This is a genomic window from Nocardioides sp. NPDC023903 (genome assembly GCF_040639295.1).
Lineage (GTDB): Bacteria > Actinomycetota > Actinomycetes > Propionibacteriales > Nocardioidaceae > Nocardioides.
The window spans coordinates 111,335-132,878 of sequence record NZ_JBEZZS010000011.1; the positions used below are offsets into that span (position 1 = coordinate 111,335).

Below are 21,544 nucleotides of genomic sequence, written 5' to 3' on the forward strand. Positions count from 1 at the left end.
GAGTGTTGACGTATGTGATTGCCATCACTAGCGTAAACCAGGCTTGAAACCTTTCAATTCGAGGAGCTGCCCATGCCGGACACACCCGCCGCACTGGAGCTGCGGGACGTGGCCAAGTCCTTCGGCCCCGTACGCGCCCTCCGGTCCGGAAGCCTCCGGGTCGAGGCCGGATCCATCCACGCTCTCGTGGGGGAGAACGGAGCCGGGAAGTCGACCCTGGTCAAGATCGTCGCCGGGCTCTACCGCCGCGACGCCGGTGACTACCTGCTCTCCGGGGAGCAGGTCGACTTTCGCAACACCGCCGACGCCAAGCAGGCCGGGGTCGCGGTCATCTACCAGGAGCCGACCCTCTTCCCCGACCTCTCGGTCACCGAGAACATCTTCATGGGACGCCAGCCGACCAACCGCTGGGGCAAGATCGACCGCGCCGCGATGCGCACCGAGGTCGTCGAGCTCTTCGCCAGGCTCGGTGTCCCGATCGAGCCCGACCGCCCGACCGAGGGCCTCTCGATCGCCGACCAGCAGCTGATCGAGATCGCCAAGGCGCTCTCGCTCGACGCCAAGGTCCTGATCATGGACGAGCCGACCGCGGCCCTGTCGGGCAACGAGGTCGAGCGGCTGATGAGCGTGGCGCGAACCCTGCGCGACCAGGGCTGTGCCGTCGTCTTCATCTCGCACCGCTTCGACGAGGTGTTCGCGCTCTGCGACACGATCACGGTGATGCGCGACGGCGCCTACATCTCCACCGACCCCATCTCGGCGGTCACCGAGGACGAGATCGTCCACCGGCTCGTCGGGCGCGAGGTCTCCGACCTCTACCCGAAGCTCGAGGCCACCGTCGGCAAGGCCCTGCTCGAGGTCAAGGGCCTCACCCGCACCGGCCTGTTCCAGGACATCAGCCTCACCGTCCGCGAGGGCGAGATCGTCGGCCTGGCCGGCCTCGTCGGAGCCGGGCGCAGCGAGGTCGCGCAGGCGATCTTCGGCGTCGACCCCTACGAGAGCGGCGAGGTCGTCCTCGACGGCCGGCCGGTCCCGCCGGGCGACCCGCGACGAGCGATCGAGATGGGGCTGGCGTTCGTCCCCGAGGACCGCCGCCAGCACGGTCTCGTCCTGGACGCGCCGATCTCGCGCAACATCACCCTCCCCACGAGCGGCCGGCTCGCCCGCACCGGGCTGATCAACACCGCGATCGAGAACCGCTCGGCCGCCGACTGGGCCGCCCGGCTCGAGGTCAAGGCCGCGACGCTCGACACCCTGGCCGGCACGCTCTCGGGCGGCAACCAGCAGAAGGTCGTCCTGGCCAAGTGGCTCTCGACGCGGCCGAAGGTGCTGATCATCGACGAGCCCACCCGAGGCATTGACGTCGGCACCAAGTCCGAGGTCCACCGCCTGCTCTCGACCCTCGCCCAGGAGGGTCTCGGGATCCTGATGATCTCCTCCGAGCTCCCCGAGGTGCTCGGGATGGCCGACCGCGTGATCGTCCTCAGCGAGGGTCACCAGACGGCCGAGCTGAGCCGCGCGGAGGCGACCCCCGAGGCCGTCATGCGTGCGGCGACGGCCCACCACTCCACCACCCTGAACGTCAGCGAGGCATCATGACCACCACGCTCGACGCGCCTGCCCCGGCCGCGCCGCAGCCACGCCACCGAGCAGCCAACCGGCTGACCTGGCTCCTGAAGCAGCGGGAGACCGGCATCGCCGTCGCCTTCATCGCGCTGCTCGTGGTGACCACTGCGGTGAACCCCAACTTCCTGTTCAGCACGGACGGTTGGCGCGACCTCACCCTGACCCCCGCGATCCTCGTGTGCCTGGCGATCGGCCAGGCGATGGTGATCGTCACCCGCAACGTCGACCTCAGCGTCGGCTCGACCCTCGGGCTCACGGCCTACCTGGCCGGGCGCCTCTTCCTCGACACCGGGCTCCCGGTGATCCTGGTCGTACTGATCGCCGTCGCCGCGGGCGCCGTGCTCGGCCTGATCAACGGGGCGCTGGTCGCCTTCGCCAAGGTGCCGGCGCTGGTCATCACCCTCGGCACGCTCTACGTCTACCGCGGGATCATGCTCGAGTGGGCCGGCAGCGACCGGATCAACGCCTCCGACATCCCGCCCGGGCTGCTCGACTTCGGCACCGGATCGTTCCTGTTCATCCCCAACCTCGCCTGGATCTCGTTCGCGCTGCTGGCCGTCGCGATCTACCTGATGCGCTCCACCCGCGTCGGCCGCGAGTTCTACGCCATCGGCTCCGACCCCGACGCCGCCACCCTCTACGGGCTGCGTGACAAGCGCCGGGTCCTGCAGGCGTTCGCCACCTCGGGAGCGCTCGCCGGCCTCGCCGGGATCCTGTACGTCTCCCGCTACGGCACCATCAGCTCCGGCGTCGGCCAGGGCATCGAGCTCGAGGCCGTCGGCGCCGCGGTCGTGGGTGGCGTGGCCATCTTCGGCGGCAGCGGCACCGTCCTCGGGGCAGCCCTGGGGGCGTACCTCCTCACCACCATCAACCGGGCCCTCCCGGTCCTGGGCATCCCCGACTTCTGGCAGCAGGCCGTCGTCGGTGCGCTGATCATCGGCGCGATCGTCCTCGACCGCTACTTCGCCCGCCGTCAGCACGACAAGCTTCTCGCAGAGAGGGAAGAGTCATGACCAGCCTGCTCTCCGAGAAAGCACCGGCCCGGACGTACGCCGCTCACGCCAAGCCGTGGTGGCAGCGCACCCTGGTGACCAGGGACTCGGCGATCATCGCCCTGCTCGTGGTCGTGTGGCTGTACGCCTCGATCGCGATCCTCAACTTCTCCGACCCGATCACGGTCTACTTCCTGGTCCTCGACATCGCGCCGATCCTGCTGATCGCGCTGCCGATGACGCTGATCATCATCACCGGCGAGATCGACCTGTCGGTCGCGAGCGTCGTCGGGCTCTCCAGCGTGCTGTTCGGGGTGCTGCACCGTGAGGGCCTTCCGATGGTCGCCGCGATGGTGATCGCCCTGCTCGCCTGTGCGGTCGCCGGAGCGCTCAACGGGGTGCTCGTCACCCGCTTCGGGCTGCCGTCGCTGGCCGTCACGATCGGCACCATGGCGCTCTTCCGCGGCATCGCGGTCGGCGCGCTCGGCACCACCGCGATCACCGACTGGCCCGACGCCTGGGGTGACGCCGTACAAGCCCGGATCGGCGGCTCCCAGATCCCACTGATGACGATCCCGCTGGTCGTCCTGATCCTGATCTTCGCTGTGGTCCTGCACTTCACGCCCTTCGGGCGCGGCATCTTCGCCGCCGGTCTCAGCAAGGACGCGGCGCGCTTCTCCGGCGTCAACGTCGACCGTACGAAGCTGATCCTGTTCACGCTCAGCGGGCTGGTCTCGGGGCTGGCGGGCATCTACTTCACGCTGCGCTACGGGAGCGCGCGTGGCGACAACGCCACCGGCCTGGAGCTCCAGGTCGTGGCCGCGGTGCTGCTCGGCGGGGTCTCCATCTTCGGTGGCCGCGGTGCCATCCCCGGCGTCATCGCCGGCGTCGTCCTGATCGGGACGATCGGCAGCGCTCTGCGCCTGGACGGACTCAGCGCCAACATCATCCAGATCATCACCGGCGTACTTCTCATCGCAGCGGTCATCGCGGCCAGCGTTCTCGGTTGGACCGGTCGCATCGTCGGCACCTATCGCCGGCAACACAGCTCGGACGAACCATCCTCAAAGAAATCGGAGTGAGAGACATGACCAGCAAGTTCCGACGCGCAGGCAGTGCCGTCGCCATCGTTGCGGCCCTCGGCCTCGCCCTGTCCGCCTGCGGCGGCGGGAGCGACAGCGGCAGCGATGGAGAGGGTGGCGGCCACACCAGCAGCATCACCTTCATCCCGAAGAACCTCGGCAACCCCTACTTCGACGCCTCCGACACGGGTGGCAAGAAGGCCGCCGACGAGATCGGCACCAAGTGGGCGCAGGTCGGCCCGACCGAGTCGACCCCCGACTCCCAGGTCAGCTTCATCAACACCGCGACCCAGCAGCGCGCCGGGGCGCTCGTCGTCTCGGCCAACGACCCGACCGCCATCGGTGACGCCCTCGACGAGGCCCGCAACGCCGGCACCAAGGTCGTCACGATGGACTCCGACACCGAGCCGCAGTTCCGCGACGTCTTCGTCAGCCAGGCCGACGCTGCCGGCATCGCCAAGAGCCAGGTCGACCTGATCGCCGAGCAGATCGGCGGCAAGGGTGAGATCGCGATCCTCTCTGCGGCGGCCAACGCCACCAACCAGAACGAGTGGATCAAGCTGATGGAGGAGGAGCTGGCAGCCAGCCACCCCGACATCAAGCTCGTCCAGACCGTCTACGGTGACGACGACGACCAGAAGTCGTTCGACAAGACCGCCGGCCTGCTGCAGTCCCACCCGAACCTCAAGGGCATCATCAGCCCGACCACGGTCGGCATCGCCGCGGCCGCGCGCTACCTGTCCGACTCGGAGTACAAGGGCAAGGTCGCGCTGACCGGACTCGGCACCCCGAACCAGATGCGGGAGTACATCAAGGACGGCACCGTCAAGGGCTTCGCGCTGTGGGACCCCGAGCAGCTCGGCTACCTGGCCGCGTACACCGCCAACGCGCTCGCCGCGGGTGACATCGAGGGCAAGGAAGGCGACACCTTCGAAGCCGGTGACCTGGGTGAATACACCGTAGGCGCCGACGGAGTCGTCGTCCTGGGTGAGCCGACAGTCTTCGACGAGTCGAACATCGACGACTTCGACTTCTGAGTCTCGCGCCCCGTGTAACACGCTGTTCGTAGGTCTACTCGCCCTATGGGAACGACCGGATAGACCTACGAACGACGTGTTACATGAGTTCGCCGCCGAGCTGTGAGAGCAGCTCGGCGGCGTTCGACGTTCGTGTGGATCGCGGCGCAGGATCCGGCATCACAGGTGGGGGAGGACGAGGTCGCGGTAGCGCTGCGCCATGGTGGCGAGCACGTCGTCGGGGTCGCTCGCCCAGACCGCCTCGTTGAAGATCTCGACCTCGACGTCGCCGGTGTAGCCGGTCGCGGCAACCATCCGCGTGATGGGTGCGAAGTCGATGACCCCGTCGCCCATCATCCCGCGCGCCAGCAGGGCGTCGGACGGGATCGGCAGGTTGAAGTCGCAGACCTGGTACGCCGCGATCCTGCCCTCCACTCCGGCCCGCTCGATCTGGGCCGCGAGGTCGGGGTCCCAGAAGACGTGGAAGGTGTCCACGACGACCGCGACCGCGGCGACGGGGTGCGGCGCGGCCAGATCGAGCGCCTGGCCGAGGGTCGAGAGGACCGCCCGGTCGGCGACGTACATCGGGTGCAGCGCCTCCAGGACCAGCTTCACCCCATGGTCGCCGGCGTACGGGGCCAGCTCGGCGAGCCGCTCGGCGACCCGTTCCCGAGCGCCGGCCAGGTCCACGTCGCCCTCGGGGAGGCCGCCGACGACCATCACCAGAGCGTCGGTGCCGAGTGTCGCGGCCTCGTCGATCGCCCGCTTGTTGTCCTCGAGCGCGCCGGCGATCCCGGCCTCGTCGGATGCGGTCAGGAAGCCGCCGCGGCAGAGCGAGGAGACGCGCAGCCCGGCGTCGCGTACGAGCTTGGCGGCCTTCTCCAGGCCCGCCTCGTGCACGCGGTCGCGCCACAGTCCAAGGGCGGGGATGCCAGCGCGGGCCGCTCCGTCGACGGCCTCGTCGAGGGTCCAGGAGTTGGTGGTCTTGGTGTTGAGCGAGAGGCGTTCCAGCCCGGTGATGCTGTCGGTCACTGGTCGACTCCTTGCACGGTGAGGAAGGCGCGCATGCGTGCGGCCGCGAGGTCGGGGCTGGTCAGCAGGCCGGCCGCGTCGGCCAGCCGGAACACCTCGGCGAGGTGAGGCACCGAGCGACCGGCGTGCAGGCCGCCGGCCATCGAGAACGCGGGCTGGTGGCCATTGAGCCAGGAGAGGAACGCGATCCCGGTCTTGTAGTAGTAGGTCGGCGCCTCGAAGATCTTCCGGCCGAGCGCCTGGGTGCTCTCCAGCAGCGCGCGGGCCTCGTCCGGGTCACCCGCGTCGAGTGCCTGTAGCGCGGCCGAGGCGGCCGGGTAGATCGCGGCGAAGATGCCGAGCAGGGCGTGCGAGAACTCGCCCTCGCCGGTTCCCTCGCCGACGATCAGCTCGGGATAGTTGAAGTCGTCCCCCGTGTAGAGCCGTACGCCGCCGGGCAGCGCCCGGCGCAGCCCGACCTCGTGCTCGGCGTCGAGGAGCGAGACCTTGACTCCGTCGACCTTGCCGGGCCGGGCCCGGATCACGTCGAGGAACGTCTCGGTCGCCTCCGCGACCGAGGAGGAGCCCCAGTAGCCCGCCAGCGCGGGGTCGAACATGTCGCCCAGCCAGTGCAGGATCACCGGGCTCTCGGCCTCGTCGAGGAGGGTCGCGTAGACCTCGGCATAGTCCTCGGCATGCCGGGCGACCCGGGCGAGTGCGCGCGAGGCCATCACGATCGTGGTCGCGCCGGTGTCGGCGACCACCTTCATCTGCTCGCGGTAGGCGTCGATGACGGTGGCCAGACCGGCCCGGCCCTCGGGGACGGCGTCGAGGGCGAGCTGGTCGGTGCCGGCACCGCAGGCGATCGAACCGCCCACGGTGGCCGCCTCGGCGGCCGAGCGGCGGATCAGCTCGGCCGCGGCGGTCCAGTCGACCCCCATGCCGCGCTGCGCGGTGTCCATCGCCTCGGCGACGCCGAGACCGTAGGACCACAACTCGTGCCGGTAGGCCAGGGTGCGGTCCCAGTCGATGTCCGCGGGGGCGCCGGGCACGTTCTCGGCGAGGGTGCGGGGGACGACGTGGGCGGCGGCGTACGCGGTGCGGGAGGTGAACGGTGCGCTCGGCTTCGTCCACTCCCTGGGGGCCGCGAGCGTGTGGAGCTCGGTGCCGCCGTCGGGCAGCGGGAGGCGTACGGAGGTCACAGCTGGATCTCTCCGAGCTCGATCCGGCGGCCCTCGGCCGAGGAGGCGAGCCCGGCCTCGGCGAGCCTGACGCCGCGGACCCCCGCCATGAAGTCGTAGGGGTGGTCGCCGTCGCCCTCGACGTAGCGGATGAACTGCTCCCACTGGGCCTTGAAGCCGTTGTCGAAGGGCTGGTTGTCGGGCACCTCGCTCCACAGCTCGCGGAACCGGATGCTCTCGACCAGGTCGGGGTTCCAGACCGGCTTCGGGGTCAAGTTGCGGTCCTGGGCGACGCAGTGGTGCAGGCCGGCGACGGCGGAGCCGTGGGTACCGTCGACGTGGAACTCCACCAGCTCGCCGCGGTTGACCCGGGTGGCCCAGGAGGAGTTGATCTGCGCGACGATCCCGCCCTCGAGCTCGAAGATGCCGTAGGCGGAGTCGTCGGCGGTGGCGGCGTACGCGTCGCCCTTCTCGTCCCAGCGCTCGGGGATGTGGGTGACGACCTTGGCGGTGACGGCCTCGACCTTGCCGAAGAGGTTCTCCAGGACGTAGTTCCAGTGGGGGAACATGTCGGTGGTGATGCCGCCGCCGTCCTCCTTGCGGTAGTTCCAGCTCGGCCGCTGGGCGGGCTGCAGGTCGCCCTCGAAGACCCAGTAGCCGAACTCGCCGCGCACGCTCAGGATGCGGCCGAAGAAGCCGGACTCGACCAGGCGGCGGAGCTTGAGCAGACCCGGCAGATAGAGCTTGTCGTGGACGACGCCGCTCTTCACCCCAGCGTCGGCCGCCAGGCGGGCCAGGCGCAGCGAGCCCTCGACGTCGTCGGCGATCGGCTTCTCGGTGTAGATGTGCTTGCCGGCCGCGACCGCCTTGGTGATGGCGGTCTCGCGGACGTTGGTCAGCTGGGAGTCGAAGTAGACGGTGTCCTCGGCGTTGGCGAGGGCATCGTCGAGGTCGGTGGTCCAACGGTCCAGGCCATGCTCCTTGGCGATGTCCTGGAGCTTCTCGGCATTGCGTCCGACCAGGATCGGGTCGGGCAGGATCCGGGTGCCGTCGGAGAGCTCGACACCGCCCTGCTCCTGGATCGCCAGGATGCTGCGCACCAGGTGCTGGCGGTAGCCCATGCGTCCGGTGACGCCGTTCATGATGATGCCGAGCCGTCGTGTGGCCATGTGAGGGTTCCTCGTCTGCTGGAATCGCGGGAAAGCGATGGGGGAAAGCGCTTTCCAGTACGGTATGGCAAATGTGATGGCCGTCGCAAGAGGGTGTTCCGTCAGGCCCGGCGTTCAACCCGACCGAGTCGGCGCGTCTGTCCCAGCCGGGAACGCCGAGTCGGCGCGTCTGTCCCATGTAGAAGCGCCGACTCGGCGCCGATTCTTGGGACAGTTGCGCCGAGTCGACGCTGGGGTCAGGAGCGCGGGGGAGTGCTCTCCCGCAGAACTACCTCGCCGTGGACGGACCGCTTGCGCAGCTCCGCCGACGGCTTGCCGAGGACGAGCTCGAGTGCGAGCCGGCCGATGTCGGCCAGGGGGAGACGTACGGTGGTCAGCCCCGGGGTCACGTCGCGCAGCGTGGCGATGTCGTCGAAGCCTGCGACGGCCAGCTCAGGCCCTACCTCGACGCCGGCCTGCCGGCAGGCGGCCAGGGCGCCGACGGCCATCAGGTCGTTGACCGCGAAGACGCAGTCCACCTCTGTGCCGTTGCTCCGGCTGTCCTCGAGCAACCGGGTCATCGCCCGGCGGCCGCCGTCGCGGCTGAACTCGTCGGAGACGTACGCCGGCTTCGAGCCGGTCGCCTCCAGCCATCCCTCTGCAAAGCCGGCGTGGCGCTCGGCCGAGACCAGCAGGTCCTCGGGGCCGGTGAGCACCGCGGCGCGGCGGTAGCCGAGGCCGACCAGCCGCTCGGCCAGCGCCTTGGCGCCGCCGTGGTTGTCGATCACGACGGTGTCGACCGGCAGCCGCGGCTGGCTGATGGCGGCCGCCCTGCCGCCGCCGTCCAGGTAGGACGTCAGCAGGTCGGCGACCTCGCTGGTGTGGCGTACGTCGGCCGTGTCGCTTCCCGCCAGCACGATCGCCCGGCTGCGCTGGCGCCGCAGCGCGGCCAGGAACTTCTGCTCGCGCTCGGGCTGGCCGCCGGTGTTGCACAGCATCACCAGCAGGCCGTGCTTCTCGGCCTCGTCGGCCAGGCCGCCGGCGATGGTGGAGAAGTAGGGGTCGGAGATGTCCTTCACCAGGAGGCCGACGGTCTCGGTCGAGCCGCGCGCCATCGCCTGGGCGTTGGCGTTGGGCGTGTAGCCAAGCTTGTTGGCTGCAGCCAGGACCCGCTCCTGCAGCTCGGGGCGCACCACCCGGTCGCTCCCGTTCAACGCGCGCGACGCGGTGGCCAGCGAGACCCCTGCCTCGCGGGCGACATCGCTCAGCGTCGCTGCGCGTTCTCCGACCAACTGACTCTCCTTCGGCTTTCGCTCCTGGAGCCTAAGGCATCCGATGAAGACGTACGCCCGCTCCTGCTCCGGCCGGCTCGGCGGTCAGGGGCGTCCGAGGGTGGAGGCGCGGGCGACGAGCTCGGGGGTGAAGACGACCTGCTCGTGCTCGTGGGCGGGGTCGCCGACCTCGTCGAGGAGCAGCTCGGCGGCGCGGCGGCCGAGATCCTGGCGGGGCTGGCGTACGGAGGTGAGCGGCACGGCCGCTGCCGCGGCGAACTCGATGTCGTCGTAGCCGACGATCGCGAGGTCGCCGGGTACGGTCCGGCCGCCGGAGATCGTCTGCTGGAGCAGGCCGAGCGCGAGCAGGTCGTTTGCGCAGAACGCGGCGGTGGGGCGGCGCCGGGCGGGCAGTCCGACGAGCCGCTCGCCGGCGGCGCGACCACAGGCGACGGTCGGGGCCTCGCAGGAGAGCGTGATCAGATCCTCGGGCGGCAGCCCGGCCTCGGCCCAGGCCTGCCGGGCGCCCTCGCCGCGGTCGCGGACCTGTCCGATCGACTCCGGCCCACCGACGTACGCCACCCGCTTGTGGCCGGCGTCGATGAGGTGCTCGACTGCCAGCCGCCCGCCGAGGACGTCGTCGACGGCGACGGAGCAGAAAGACGATCCGGCCCGGGTGCGGTCGACGATGACGACCGGGGTGCCCCGCTCGATCAGCTGGTCCAGCTGCGGGTCATCGGGGTCGACCGGGGTGATCAGGATGCCCTGGACCCGCTGCTGCTGCAGGTGGGCCAGGTGAGCGCCCTCGCGGACCGAGCGGCCGTCGCTGTTACACAGGAACAGCGAGAGGTCGGCCGCCTCGGCGGCCAGCTCGATGCCACGGGCTACGTCCGTGAAGAACGGGTTGCCGGCATCGAGCATGACGTAGGCCAGCGACTGGGTGCTGCCGGTGCGCAGTGAGCGCGCAGACTCGTTGCGTACGAAGCCGAGGTCGGCCATCGCGCGCTCCACCCGCTCGCGTGTCGTCCGGCTGACCCGGTCGGGGCGGTTGAGCACGTTGGACACCGTGCCGAGGGAGACGCCTGCGGTGGCCGCGACGTCCTTGACCGAGGCGCTGCGCGGTATACCCGCACCTGGGGTGATCGCCACCTGGGCTCCTTCCTGAAACGTTCAATCGCAGCATAGGCCGTGGGCGGCGCTGTGACGAGGAAGGACGCTACCGGGATTGACCGATGTCGGACATGCTCATTAGCGTCCGTGTCTAAATCGTTTCATCGGAGGTCGTCATGGAGCGCGTCTGCTTCCAGCTGCAGGTCAAGCCCGAGCGCATCGAGGAGTACAAGCGACGCCACGCCGCCGTCTGGCCCGACATGCTCCAGGCGCTCGCGGAGACCGGGTGGCACAACTACTCGCTGTTCCTGCGCCCTGACGGCCTCCTCATCGGCTACGTCGAGACCCCCTCCATCGAGGCTGCTCAGGCGGGGATGGCGGCCACCGCGGTCAACGCGCGCTGGCAGGCGGAGATGGCGGAGTTCTTCGAGGACCTCGACGGTGTCGCGCCCGACGAGGGCTTCCTCCGCCTCGAGGAGGTCTTCCACGTCGAGGACCAGCTCGGTCCCTGACGCCGAAGCGTCAGTTCTCGACGCCGAGGAGTGGGTTCTCGACGCCGAGGGGTCAGTTTCTGACCTCGAGGCGTCGATTCCTGTACGTGGAATGGGTTCCGTGGGTCAGGAACTGACTTCTCGGCGCCAGAAACCGACCTCTCGCGTTCAGAAACTGACCTCTCGCGGTGGGCGCTGAAACGCAACGAAGTTCGCGCTGCTCTTGACGCACGTGACGTGCGCCACTAACGTCGGATGCGCGCTTTGAAACCTTTCAACCGCACACAGAGAGGCTCTCCGATGACGACGTTCGACCAGATCTCGGGCGACCTGGCCGCCCTCGAGATCGAGGTCCCCTCGTGGGCCTACGGAAACTCGGGGACCCGGTTCAAGGTCTTCGGCACCCCGGGCACACCGCGCACCCCCGAGGAGAAGGTCGCCGACGCGGCCACCGTCCACCGCTTCACCGGCCTGGCGCCGAGCGTCGCGCTGCACATTCCGTGGGACAAGGTCGATGACTACGCGGCCCTGCGCACCTACGCCGAGGACCAGGGGATCGCGCTCGGCACGATCAACTCCAACACCTTCCAGGACGACGACTACAAGCTCGGCGCGCTCACTCACACCGACGCGAAGATCCGGCAGAAGGCGATCGACCACCACTTCGAGTGCATCGAGGTGATGAACGCGACCGGCTCGCGCGACCTGAAGATCTGGCTCGCCGAGGGGTCCAACTATCCGGGCCAGGCCGACATGCGCGGCCGCCAGGACCGGCTCGCCGAGTCGCTCGCGACCATCTACGAGCGCCTCGGTGAGGAGCAGCGCCTGGTGCTCGAGTACAAGTTCTTCGAGCCGGCGTTCTACCACACCGACGTCCCCGACTGGGGTACGTCCTTCGCTCAGGTCAGCGCGCTCGGCGAGCGGGCCGTCGTCTGCCTCGACACCGGCCACCATGCGCCCGGCACCAACATCGAGTTCATCGTGATGCAGCTGCTGCGGCTGGGGAGGCTCGGCTCGTTCGACTTCAACAGCCGCTTCTACGCCGACGACGACCTGATCGTCGGTGCGGCCGACCCGTTCCAGCTCTTCCGGATCCTCGTCGAGGTGGTCCGTGGCGGCGGGTTCAAGCCCGTGGCCGAGGGCGGGGTCGCCTTCATGCTCGACCAGTGCCACAACATCGAGAAGAAGATCCCGGGCCAGATCCGGTCCGTGCTCAACGTCCAGGAGATGTCCGCACGGGCGCTCCTCCTCGACACCGATGCTCTCGCCCAGGCGCAGGAGGACGGCGACGTACTCCTGGCCAACGAGATCTTCATGGACGCCTTCTACACCGACGTACGCGCCGACCTCGGCGGGTGGCGTGAGGACCGTGGCCTGGCCGCGGACCCGATGCGCGCCTACCTCGCCAGCGGCTACCAGGAACAGATCGAAGCCGCCCGTGTCGGCGGCACCCAGGCCGGATGGAACTGAACAGATGACCACTGCAGAAGACCTGATCGCGCGCTCGAACCGACTCGGCGCGGATCCGAAGAACACCAACTACGCCGGCGGCAACACCTCCGCCAAGGGCACCGCGACCGACCCGGTGACGGGCCAGGACGTCGAGCTGCTCTGGGTGAAGGGCTCCGGCGGTGACCTGGGCACCCTGAAGGAGAGCGGCCTCGCGGTGCTCCGGCTCGACCGGATGCGCGCGCTCGTCGACGTCTACCCGGGCGTCGAGCGCGAGGACGAGATGGTCGCCGCGTTCGACTACTGCCTGCACGGCAAGGGCGGCGCGGCGCCGTCGATCGACACCGCGATGCACGGGCTCGTGGACGCGGCCCACGTCGACCACCTCCACCCCGACTCCGGCATCGCGATCGCGACGGCCGCCGACGGCGAGAACCTCACCAAGGAGATCTTCGGCGACCAGGTCGTCTGGGTGCCGTGGCGCCGCCCCGGCTTCCAGCTCGGTCTCGACATCGCCGAGATCAAGGCGAAGAACCCGCAGGCGGTCGGCTGCGTCCTGGGCGGGCACGGCATCACCGCGTGGGGCGACACCTCCGAGGAGGCCGAGAAGAACTCGCTCTGGATCATCGACAAGGCCGCCGCCTACATCGAAGAGCACAGCAAGGCCGAGCCGTTCGGTCCCGCGCTCGCGGGCTACGCGGCGCTGGCGGAGGAGGAGCGGCGTACGAAGGCGGCTGCTCTGGCCCCCACGATCCGTGGCATCGCCTCGGCGGACCAGCCGATGGTCGGCCACTTCAACGACTCCGAGGTGGTCCTCGACTTCCTCGCCCACGAGGCTCACCCGCGCCTGGCCGAGCTCGGCACGTCGTGCCCCGACCACTTCCTGCGCACCAAGGTCAAGCCGCTGGTCCTCGACCTCCCGGCCGGCGCGAGCGTCGAGGAGTCGATCGCCCGCCTGAAGGAGCTCGCGGTCGGCTACCGCGAGGACTACCAGGGCTACTACGACCGGCACGCCGACGAGGACAGCCCCGCGATCCGCGGCAAGGACCCGCTCATCGTCCTGGTCCCCGGCGTCGGCATGTTCTCCTTCGGCAAGAACAAGCAGACCGCCCGGGTGGCGGGGGAGTTCTACGTCAACGCGATCAACGTGATGCGCGGAGCTGAGGGGCTCTCGACGTACGCCCCGATCGACGAGTCGGAGAAGTTCCGGATCGAGTACTGGGCGCTGGAGGAGGCCAAGCTCCAGCGGATGCCTGCCCCCAAGCCGCTCGCGACCAGGGTCGCCCTGGTCACCGGCGCCGCCTCCGGCATCGGCAAGGCCACCGCGAAGCGGCTCGCCGCCGAGGGTGCCTGTGTCGTGATCGCCGACCTCGACCTCGCCAAGGCGCAGGCCGCAGCGGAGGAGATCGGCGGCCCTGACGTCGCCGTGGGCCTCGCCGCCGACGTCTCCGACGAGGCCGCCGTACAGGCGATGTTCGACGCCGCGGTGCTCGCCTTCGGCGGTGTCGACCTGGTCGTCAACAACGCCGGCCTGTCGCTGTCGAAGTCGCTGCTGGAGACCACCGAGCGCGACTGGGACCTCCAGCACAACGTGATGGCCAAGGGCTCGTTCCTGGTCTCCAAGGCGGCGGCGAAGGTGCTGATCGAGCAGGAGATGGGCGGCGACATCGTCTACATCTCCTCGAAGAACTCGCTCTTCGCCGGGCCCAACAACGTCGCGTACGGCGCGGCCAAGGCCGACCAGGCCCACCAGGTCCGGCTGCTGGCCGCCGAGCTCGGTGAGCACGGGATCAAGGTCAACGGCATCAACCCCGACGGCGTGGTCCAGGGCTCCGGCATCTTCGCCGGCGGCTGGGGCGCCAAGCGCGCCGAGGTCTACGGGGTCAAGGAGGAGGAGCTCGGCAAGTTCTACGCCCAGCGCACCCTGCTCAAGCGCGAGGTGCTCCCGGAGAACATCGCCAACGCCGTCTTCGTGCTCTGTGGCCCCGACCTGTCCCACACCACCGGCTTGCACGTGCCCGTCGACGCCGGCGTCGCCGCCGCGTTCTTGCGATGAATCGTCCGGTCAGGGTCGCTGCGGTCGACCTGGGCGCCACCTCCGGCCGGGTCATGTCCGGCCGGATCGGTGGCGACCGGGTCGAGATCAACGAGCTGCACCGCTTCCCGAACGGGGCGGTACGTGTCCGCGGCTCGCTCTTCTGGGACGTGCTCGGCATCCATCGCGAGGTGCTCACCGGCATCCGCGAGGTGGCCCGGACCGGGCCGTTGCACGGCATCGGCATCGACTCCTGGGCCATCGACCACGGGCTGCTGGACCACGACGGCCAGCTCCTCGGCCAGGTCTTCAGCCACCGCGACGCCCGGGTCGAGGGGATCGCCGAGAAGGTCGTCGCTCAGATCGGTGCGGCCACGCTCTACGGCACCACCGGCATCCAGCAGCTTCCGTTCAACACGATCTACCAGCTGGTGGCCGCCCGCGGCACCGCCGCCCTCGACGCCGCCGAGACGATGCTGCTGCTGCCGGACCTGCTCGGCTACTGGCTCACCGGTGCGATCGGCGCGGAGCGCACCAACGCTTCGACCACCCAGCTTTACGACGTACGTCGGGGCGTCTGGGCGGTCGACCTGTGCCGGGAGCTCGGGATCCCCGACGGGGTCCTCCCGCCCCTTCGGGACCCGGGCTCTCTCCTCGGCACGCTGCTGCCCGATGTCGCTGACGAGCTGGGTGTCACCACCGACGTACCCGTGGTCGCGGTGGGCTCGCACGACACCGCCTCGGCGGTCGTCGGCGTCCCCGCGGCTACGAACGAGTTCGCCTACATCTCCTCGGGCACCTGGTCGCTGGTCGGCCTCGAGCTCGACCAGCCGGTGCTGACCGAGGAGGCCCGGCTCGCCGACTTCACCAACGAGGTCGGCGTCGACGGGACCATCCGCTTCCTCAAGAACGTGATGGGCCTGTGGGTCCTGTCCGAGTCGCTGCGCTCCTGGAGCGAGCGGCGCTACCAGGGCGCCGAGCTCCGCTCGCTCCTCGCGGCCGCGGCGGAGCTCGAGCCGCTGCGTACGGTCGTCGACATCAACGACCCGCGCCTGCTCTTCCCGAGCACCTCGGCCGACCCGATGCCGGAGCGGATCGCCGCGCTGGCTTCGGAGTCCGGCGAGGCGATCCCGCACTCGCCGGCCGCGATCACCCGCTGCATCCTCGACAGCCTCGCTGTCGCCTACCGTCGCCATGTCCGCACCGCGGCCGCCCTCGCGGGCACCTCGCCCGAGGTCGTCCACGTCGTCGGCGGCGGCTCGCAGAACGAGCTGCTCTGCCAGCTCACCGCGGACGCCTGCGGCCTGCCGGTTCTCGCCGGCCCGGTCGAGGCGGCCGCAATCGGAAACGTCCTGGTCCAGGGCAGGGCTCTCGGGGCCGACCTGCCTGACCTTCCCGCGATGCGGGACCTGGTCCGCCGCTCCTACGACGTACGCCGCTTCGAGCCGCGCGACGGCCTCGACTGGGCCGCCGCCGAGGCCCGCATCTCCTGACCCTGCTCCCCGAAGGCCACCCCCATGACCGACTTCCTGTCCAACGCCCGGCTCAGCCGCCGCGCGCTCTTCGGCACCGCTGCCGCCACCCTCGGTACGGCTGCCGCCGGCGTCTCCGCCACCGCAGCTGTGACCCCCGCCGGGGCCACGACCGCCGCGACCGGCACCGCCGGGCTCCCGGACGCCTTCGTCAAGGCGTTCCGCAAGCCGGGGACCGCCACCGCCGCGGGCTTCCGCTGGTGGTGGCCGCACGGCCTCGTCGACCCGGTCGAGATCGCGCGGGAGGTCGACCAGGTCGCCGACGCAGGCTTCGGCGTGCTCGAGGTCGCCGACGTCACCCACAGCCTCCGCGCCCGCAACATCGACATCGACGTCGCGACCCACGGGTGGGGGACCGCGCCGTGGGTGGCCGGCGTCAAGGCCGCGCTCGCGCAGGCGGCGAAGCGGGACGTACGCGTGGACGTGACGGTCGGCCCCTCCTGGCCGGCTGCGGTCCCGACGATCACGCCCGACGACGACGCGGCCTGCACCGAGCTCGTGCACGGACAGGCGGTCGTCAGTGCCGGTTCGACCTACGACGCCGTGCTCCCCGAGCCCGTCGTGGAGCCGGCGTCGTCGGTGACCCGCGCAGAGCTGGTGACGGTGCAGGCGCATCGCGTCACCGGCTACGTACGCGACCGCAACAACAACATCACGAGCACGATCCTCGACCCGGCCTCCTACCTCGACCTCAGCGCGAGCGTCGAGGGCGAGCACCTCACCTGGACCGCGCCGGCCGAGCCGGCCGGTGCCACCTGGGTCGTGCTCGCGACCTGGCAGCGGGGCTCGGGACAGGAGCCCGAGGCCGGCCCGCACACCTCGCCGCGTGCCTACGTGGTCGACCACTTCAACCGTCGCGGCGCCCAGAAGGTCATCGACCTGTGGCAGGACCGGGTGCTCGACGGCGAGCTGCGTACGCTGCTGCGGGCCGCGGGCGGCTACCTCTTCGAGGATTCCCTCGAGATCGAGACCGAGGCGACGATCTGGACGCGAGACCTCCTCGAGGAGTTCGAGGCGAAGCACGGCTACGACCTGCGGCCGTGGCTGCCGTTCGTGCTGGAGAAGGACGAGAAGTACCAGTTCTCGATCGCGGCCACCGATCCCGCGACCGCCGACAACCTGCGCACCAACGAGATCCGCGACGACTACAACATCGTGCTGTCCGACCTCTACCGCGACCACCACCTGCGCCCGATGCAGGAGTTCGCGAAGACGCTCGGCATGGGCATCCGGATCCAGCCGTACGGCCTGGAGACCGACACCATGCAGCACGCGGCCGTAGTCGACGTACCGGAGACCGAGTCCCTGGGATTCAAGAACCTGGACGACTACCGGGTGATGGCCGCCGGCCGCGACCTCGCCGGCCACACGGTCCTCTCCTGCGAGGCGATCTGCTACAACGGAGCGGCCTACAACACGACCTGGGGCGCCAACAGCACCAGCCCCGCCGCCCAGAACCAGGCGCTGTTCACGATCAACAGCATCTTCGTCGCCGGCGTGAACCAGCTGATGATCCACGGCTTCCCGTACGCGAAGGCGCCCGACGTCACCTGGCCGGGCTTCGCGGCCTTCTCGCCCTACTACAACGGCGCGATCGGCTTTGGCGAGGCCTGGGGACCACGCACGCCGCAGTGGCAGCACATCCCCGGCATCGCCGCCTACCTCGCCCGCACCCAGCTGGTCCTGCAGACCGGCGCCCCGAAGTACGACGTCGCGTTCTGGCGCCACAAGGGCTGGGCCTCGACCGGCATCGGCCCGCAGTGGATCACCAACAACGGCACCAAGCTCGGCTGGTCGCACTCCTTCGTCAGCGCCTCGCTGCTCGCGCTCGACGGCGTCGACGTCGCGAACGGCCGCCTGGCGCCCGAGGGCCCGGCCTACAAGGCCGTCGTCGTCGGCCCCGACAACCTGCGCAGCAACGCGTTCACGATGGAGATCGACGGCGCCAAGCGGCTGCTCGCGCTCGGCCGCAAGGGCCTGCCGATCGTCCTCATCGGCGACTGGTCGCAGGTCACCGTCGCCGGGCGCGACAGCGAGGCGGCCACCGCCGAGGTGCGCTCCCTGATGGCCCAGATCGGCGCCCTGCCGACCACCCGCAGCGTCCCCGAGGCCGAGGTCGGCAACGCACTGGCCGCGCTCGGTGTCGTACGCGACGTCGAGCACGCCGACTCGACGGTGATGCACGTCCGGCGCGTCACCGGCAAGGTCGACCTCTACTACCTCGCCAACGCCCGGCACGCCGAGAACCGGCGGCTCAACCCGGTGCAGCAGGACGTCTGGCTGACCGCCACCGACCGCGCCGCCGTGCCGTGGCTGCTGGACGCGTGGACAGGTGAGGTCACCCGGATCGCCGCCTACGAGCGTGTCGGCGACCGGGTCCGGGTGCGGGTCGACCTCGTTCCCGGGCAGTCCACCGTGGTCGCTCTCGCGGCCCCGGGCGCGGGCGTCGCCCGCTCTGTTCTCCCCGTCGCCACCGCTGGCCAAGCCGTGGTGGCGCGGGGCGCCAACGTCGCGTTGCGTACGACGACCACCGGCACCTTCGAGCTCACCAAGGCCGACGGCCGGACGGTGAAGGTCGCCGTCGACCGGGTCCGCGAGCCGGTGACGCCGCAGTCCTGGGCCCTCGCGCTCGAGGACTGGAAGCCGGCGAACCCGGCCGACCCGAAGGACCTCGCCACGACGAAGGAGGTCGTGACCAGTGACCTTGCGGCGCCGCAGTCCTGGTCGAAGGTTGCCGGCCTCGAGGACGTCGCCGGCATCGGCCGCTACCGCGCGAGCATCGACCTCGGCACCGACTGGACCGCGGAGGACGGCGCCTACCTGGAGCTCGGCGAGGTCAACGACACCTTCCGGGTGCGCGTCAACGGCGAGTTGCTGGCGCCGTGCGACCCGATGGACCCGGTGGTCGACCTGGGCCATGCCCTGGTCGCCGGCTCCAACACGATCGAGATCGAGGTGGCCTCGACGCTGCTCAACCGGCTGCGCACCGTCACCCCGTCGGTCTACGGCGTGGCGACCAGGCAGAGCTACGGCCTCGCCGGGCCGGTGCGTCTGGTGCCCTACGTCGAGAAGGTGGTGGCCGGATGAGCGCGGTGTCCCGGTCGCGAGCCCGTCGATCGGTCAGCGTCATGCTGAGACAGGAGTGAACCGTGGCAGCCTCGGGCGGCGTACGTCCTTCCGCTTCGACCGACCTTCCATCGGACGAGGTGGAGGTGCTGGCGTTGTTCGCCCAGGGCTACACGATCGAGCGGATCGCGCGGGCGCTGGGCATCTCCGAGCGCACCGTACGGCGCCGTCTCCGGGCAGCCGCGGATGCACTGGGAGCGGGGACGAGTGTGGAGGCGGTCGTGCGGGCCGTACGCACCGGACTCATCTGAACTGATGTGATGGACATGAGAGAGACGAAGGAGGCCGCCGGATGCGAGTCGCGCTGATGGTCACGTGCATCAACGACGCGCTCTACCCGAGCACAGGTCAGGCCGTCGTACGCCTCCTGCGCCGGCTCGGCGTCGAGGTCGACTTCCCGCAGGCGCAGACCTGCTGTGCGCAGCCGATGGTCAACACCGGCTATCTCGATGAGGCGGTCCCGGTGGTGCGTACGTTCGGGGACGCCTTCGCCGGCTACGACGCCGTCGTGACGCCGTCCGGGTCGTGCGCGGGATCGGCCCGGCACCAGCACTCGATCGTGGCCCGCCGCTCCGGCGACGAGGCCCTGGAGAGGGCGGTCACGGAGGTCGCCCCGAAGGTCTATGAGCTCTCCGAGTTCCTCGTCGACGTGCTCGGTGTGACCGACGTCGGCGCCTACTACCCGCACCGGGTGACCTACCACCCGACCTGCCACTCGCTGCGGATGCTGGGCGTGGGGGACCGGCCGCAACGGCTGCTGGAGTCGGTGCGGGGGATCCGGCTGGTCGACCTGCCCGGCGCCGACCAGTGCTGCGGCTTCGGCGGCACCTTCGCGGTCAAGAACGCCGATACCTCGATCGCGATGGGCGCCGACAAGGCCCGCCACATCCGCGAGACCGGCGCCGAGATCGTGGTCGCCGGCGACAACTCCTGCCTGACCCACATCGGCGGCGTCCTCTCCCGGCAGCGCTCGGGCGTACGCACCGTCCATCTCGCCGAGATCCTCGCCTCGACCGAGGAGGCGACCCGATGACCGGCACGTTCGTCGGCATGCCCGCCTTCCCGGAGGCCGCGCGCGAGGCCCTCGCCGACTCGCAGCTGCGCCACAACCTCGCCCACGCGACCGGCACCATCCGCGCCAAGCGGGCCAAGGTCGTCGCCGAGGTGGCGGACTGGGAGGAGCTGCGCCTGGCCGGTGCCGCGGTCAAGGAGCGGGCGCTGCTCGACCTCGACACCCAGCTCGTACGCCTCGAGGAGACCCTCACCGCCAACGGCGCGACCGTCCACTGGGCCCGCGACGCCGCCGAGGCGAACGCGATCGTCGCGGGCATCGCCAAGGCCCACGACGCGCAGGAGGTCGTCAAGGTCAAGTCGATGGTGACCCAGGAGATCGGGCTCAACGAGGCGCTCGCCGAGGAGGGCATCGCGGCCTGGGAGACCGACCTGGCCGAGCTGATCGTGCAGCTCGGCGACGACCTGCCGAGCCACATCCTGGTGCCGGCGATCCACCGCAACCGGGCCGAGATCCGCGAGATCTTCCGGTCGAAGATGGGAGCCGCCGGCCGTCCCGCGCCCGCGGATCTCACCGACGAGCCGGCCGTGCTCGCCGCCGCTGCCCGAGAGCACCTGCGCGAGAAGTTCCTGCGCGCGAAGGTCGGGATCTCCGGCGCCAACTTCGCGGTCGCCGAGACCGGCACCCTCGTGGTGGTCGAGTCCGAGGGCAACGGCCGGATGTGCCTGACCCTGCCCGAGGTCCTGGTCTCGGTCGTCGGCATCGAGAAGGTCGTCTCCCGCTGGGAGGACCTCGACCCGATGCTCAGGCTCCTGCCGAGGTCCTCGACCGGCGAGCGGATGAACCCCTACACCTCGACGTGGAGCGGGATCACCCCCGGTGACGGGCCGCAGGAGGTGCACGTGGTGCTGCTCGACAACGGCCGCACCCGGGCTTTGGCGGACGAGGTCGGCAGGCAGGCGCTGCGCTGCATCCGCTGCTCGGCGTGCCTCAACGTCTGCCCGGTCTACGAGCGCACCGGTGGCCATGCGTACGGCTCGGTCTACCCGGGCCCGATCGGCGCCATCCTCAACCCGCTGCTGAAGGGCGTCGGGCACGACGACCAGACCGACTCGCTGCCGTACGCCTCCTCGCTGTGCGGCGCCTGCTTCGAGGTCTGTCCGGTACGCATCGACATCCCCTCCGTCCTGGTCGACCTGCGCGCCCAGGTGGTCGACGCCCACCGAGGTGGCGTGCCGAAGCCGGAGGCCGTGGCGATGAAGGGTGCGGCGTACGTCCTAGGGCGCTCGCGCCGCCTCTCCGCCGTCGAGCGCTTCACCGGTCTCGGCATGCGCTTCGCGCGCCGCTTCGGACCCGCCGCCTGGATCGGGGCGCGAGATCTGCCGGACGCGCCGGGGGAGAGCTTCCGAGCCTGGTGGCTGCGCACCGACGGCGGCCGACACGACGACCAGGAAGGCTGACC

The 21,544-nt window shown here is 70.3% G+C and carries 17 protein-coding genes; 12 read left to right on the forward strand and 5 right to left on the reverse strand.

Features of this window, described 5'->3' with window-relative positions:
- Window positions 1–72: 72 nt before the first annotated feature.
- The 4 genes from AB0F44_RS14270 to rhaS are packed head-to-tail and all read left to right on the forward strand — an operon-like array spanning window position 73 to window position 4,737.
- Entirely contained in the window at window positions 73–1,599 is a 1,527-nt protein-coding gene (locus AB0F44_RS14270; protein WP_357356397.1) for a sugar ABC transporter ATP-binding protein, read from the forward strand.
- Window positions 1,596–2,639 carry an ABC transporter permease gene (locus tag AB0F44_RS14275; RefSeq protein WP_357356399.1) on the forward strand — a complete coding sequence of 348 codons (1,044 nt, stop codon included), beginning with the start codon at window positions 1,596–1,598 and terminating at the stop codon, window positions 2,637–2,639. Before AB0F44_RS14270 ends, AB0F44_RS14275 begins: the two co-directional genes overlap by 4 nt.
- Window positions 2,636–3,700 carry an ABC transporter permease gene (locus AB0F44_RS14280; RefSeq protein WP_357356401.1) on the forward strand — a complete coding sequence of 355 codons (1,065 nt, stop codon included), beginning with the start codon at window positions 2,636–2,638 and terminating at the stop codon, window positions 3,698–3,700. Before AB0F44_RS14275 ends, AB0F44_RS14280 begins: the two co-directional genes overlap by 4 nt.
- Window positions 3,701–3,705: 5 nt before the next feature.
- A complete protein-coding gene (rhaS, locus tag AB0F44_RS14285) occupies window positions 3,706–4,737 on the forward strand; it encodes a rhamnose ABC transporter substrate-binding protein (protein WP_357356402.1) in 1,032 nt (343 codons plus the stop codon).
- Between the two features lie 159 nt (window positions 4,738–4,896).
- Here the strand turns inward: rhaS and AB0F44_RS14290 are convergent, their stop codons facing one another.
- The 5 genes from AB0F44_RS14290 to AB0F44_RS14310 form a co-directional block, all read right to left on the reverse strand.
- Complete coding sequence (locus AB0F44_RS14290; RefSeq protein WP_357356404.1) at window positions 4,897–5,748, reverse strand: sugar phosphate isomerase/epimerase family protein; 852 nt, start codon at window positions 5,746–5,748, stop codon at window positions 4,897–4,899.
- Window positions 5,745–6,929 carry a dihydrodipicolinate synthase family protein gene (locus AB0F44_RS14295; protein WP_357356406.1) on the reverse strand — a complete coding sequence of 395 codons (1,185 nt, stop codon included), beginning with the start codon at window positions 6,927–6,929 and terminating at the stop codon, window positions 5,745–5,747. The genes AB0F44_RS14290 and AB0F44_RS14295 overlap by 4 nt, the downstream gene beginning before the upstream one ends.
- Window positions 6,926–8,077 carry a Gfo/Idh/MocA family oxidoreductase gene (locus AB0F44_RS14300; RefSeq protein ID WP_357356408.1) on the reverse strand — a complete coding sequence of 384 codons (1,152 nt, stop codon included), beginning with the start codon at window positions 8,075–8,077 and terminating at the stop codon, window positions 6,926–6,928. Before AB0F44_RS14300 ends, AB0F44_RS14295 begins: the two co-directional genes overlap by 4 nt.
- Window positions 8,078–8,313: 236 nt before the next feature.
- Window positions 8,314–9,348, reverse strand: coding sequence for a LacI family DNA-binding transcriptional regulator (locus tag AB0F44_RS14305; protein WP_357356410.1), 1,035 nt, complete (start codon window positions 9,346–9,348; stop codon window positions 8,314–8,316).
- Window positions 9,349–9,432: 84 nt separating this feature from the next.
- Window positions 9,433–10,476, reverse strand: a complete 1,044-nt coding sequence (locus AB0F44_RS14310) for a LacI family DNA-binding transcriptional regulator (protein ID WP_357356412.1) — start codon at window positions 10,474–10,476, stop codon at window positions 9,433–9,435.
- A gap of 137 nt (window positions 10,477–10,613) precedes the next feature.
- On the opposite strand from AB0F44_RS14310, the gene AB0F44_RS14315 reads away from it, so the two are divergent.
- From AB0F44_RS14315 to AB0F44_RS14350, 8 genes are all read left to right on the forward strand, one after another.
- On the forward strand, window positions 10,614–10,949 hold the full coding sequence (locus AB0F44_RS14315; protein ID WP_357356414.1) for an L-rhamnose mutarotase: 336 nt from the start codon (window positions 10,614–10,616) through the stop codon (window positions 10,947–10,949).
- 279 nt (window positions 10,950–11,228) lie between these two features.
- Window positions 11,229–12,398 carry an L-rhamnose isomerase gene (gene rhaI, locus AB0F44_RS14320; protein WP_357356416.1) on the forward strand — a complete coding sequence of 390 codons (1,170 nt, stop codon included), beginning with the start codon at window positions 11,229–11,231 and terminating at the stop codon, window positions 12,396–12,398.
- Window positions 12,399–12,402: 4 nt separating this feature from the next.
- Window positions 12,403–14,433: a bifunctional aldolase/short-chain dehydrogenase gene (locus AB0F44_RS14325; protein ID WP_357356418.1), complete on the forward strand. Its 2,031-nt coding sequence runs from the start codon at window positions 12,403–12,405 to the stop codon at window positions 14,431–14,433.
- Window positions 14,430–15,905: a rhamnulokinase family protein gene (locus tag AB0F44_RS14330; protein ID WP_357356420.1), complete on the forward strand. Its 1,476-nt coding sequence runs from the start codon at window positions 14,430–14,432 to the stop codon at window positions 15,903–15,905. Before AB0F44_RS14325 ends, AB0F44_RS14330 begins: the two co-directional genes overlap by 4 nt.
- 24 nt (window positions 15,906–15,929) lie before the next feature.
- Window positions 15,930–19,031, forward strand: a complete 3,102-nt coding sequence (locus AB0F44_RS14335; RefSeq protein WP_357356422.1) for a glycosyl hydrolase — start codon at window positions 15,930–15,932, stop codon at window positions 19,029–19,031.
- Window positions 19,032–19,093: 62 nt separating this feature from the next.
- Window positions 19,094–19,321, forward strand: coding sequence for a helix-turn-helix domain-containing protein (locus tag AB0F44_RS14340; RefSeq protein WP_350664833.1), 228 nt, complete (start codon window positions 19,094–19,096; stop codon window positions 19,319–19,321).
- Window positions 19,322–19,362: 41 nt separating this feature from the next.
- Entirely contained in the window at window positions 19,363–20,103 is a 741-nt protein-coding gene (locus AB0F44_RS14345; RefSeq protein ID WP_357356424.1) for a (Fe-S)-binding protein, read from the forward strand.
- Window positions 20,100–21,542, forward strand: coding sequence for a lactate utilization protein B (locus tag AB0F44_RS14350; protein ID WP_357356426.1), 1,443 nt, complete (start codon window positions 20,100–20,102; stop codon window positions 21,540–21,542). The genes AB0F44_RS14345 and AB0F44_RS14350 overlap by 4 nt, the downstream gene beginning before the upstream one ends.
- The last annotated feature ends 2 nt before the right edge of the window (window positions 21,543–21,544 follow it).

Coding starts and splice junctions, on each gene's coding strand:
- AB0F44_RS14270 (WP_357356397.1), top strand. CDS start 73: ATGCCGGACACACCCGCCGCACTGGAGCTGCGGGACGTGGCCAAGTCC.
- AB0F44_RS14275 (WP_357356399.1), top strand. CDS start 1,596: ATGACCACCACGCTCGACGCGCCTGCCCCGGCCGCGCCGCAGCCACGC.
- AB0F44_RS14280 (WP_357356401.1), top strand. CDS start 2,636: ATGACCAGCCTGCTCTCCGAGAAAGCACCGGCCCGGACGTACGCCGCT.
- rhaS (WP_357356402.1), top strand. CDS start 3,706: ATGACCAGCAAGTTCCGACGCGCAGGCAGTGCCGTCGCCATCGTTGCG.
- AB0F44_RS14300 (WP_357356408.1), bottom strand. CDS start 8,077: ATGGCCACACGACGGCTCGGCATCATCATGAACGGCGTCACCGGACGC.
- AB0F44_RS14315 (WP_357356414.1), top strand. CDS start 10,614: ATGGAGCGCGTCTGCTTCCAGCTGCAGGTCAAGCCCGAGCGCATCGAG.
- rhaI (WP_357356416.1), top strand. CDS start 11,229: ATGACGACGTTCGACCAGATCTCGGGCGACCTGGCCGCCCTCGAGATC.
- AB0F44_RS14325 (WP_357356418.1), top strand. CDS start 12,403: ATGACCACTGCAGAAGACCTGATCGCGCGCTCGAACCGACTCGGCGCG.
- AB0F44_RS14330 (WP_357356420.1), top strand. CDS start 14,430: ATGAATCGTCCGGTCAGGGTCGCTGCGGTCGACCTGGGCGCCACCTCC.
- AB0F44_RS14335 (WP_357356422.1), top strand. CDS start 15,930: ATGACCGACTTCCTGTCCAACGCCCGGCTCAGCCGCCGCGCGCTCTTC.
- AB0F44_RS14345 (WP_357356424.1), top strand. CDS start 19,363: ATGCGAGTCGCGCTGATGGTCACGTGCATCAACGACGCGCTCTACCCG.
- AB0F44_RS14350 (WP_357356426.1), top strand. CDS start 20,100: ATGACCGGCACGTTCGTCGGCATGCCCGCCTTCCCGGAGGCCGCGCGC.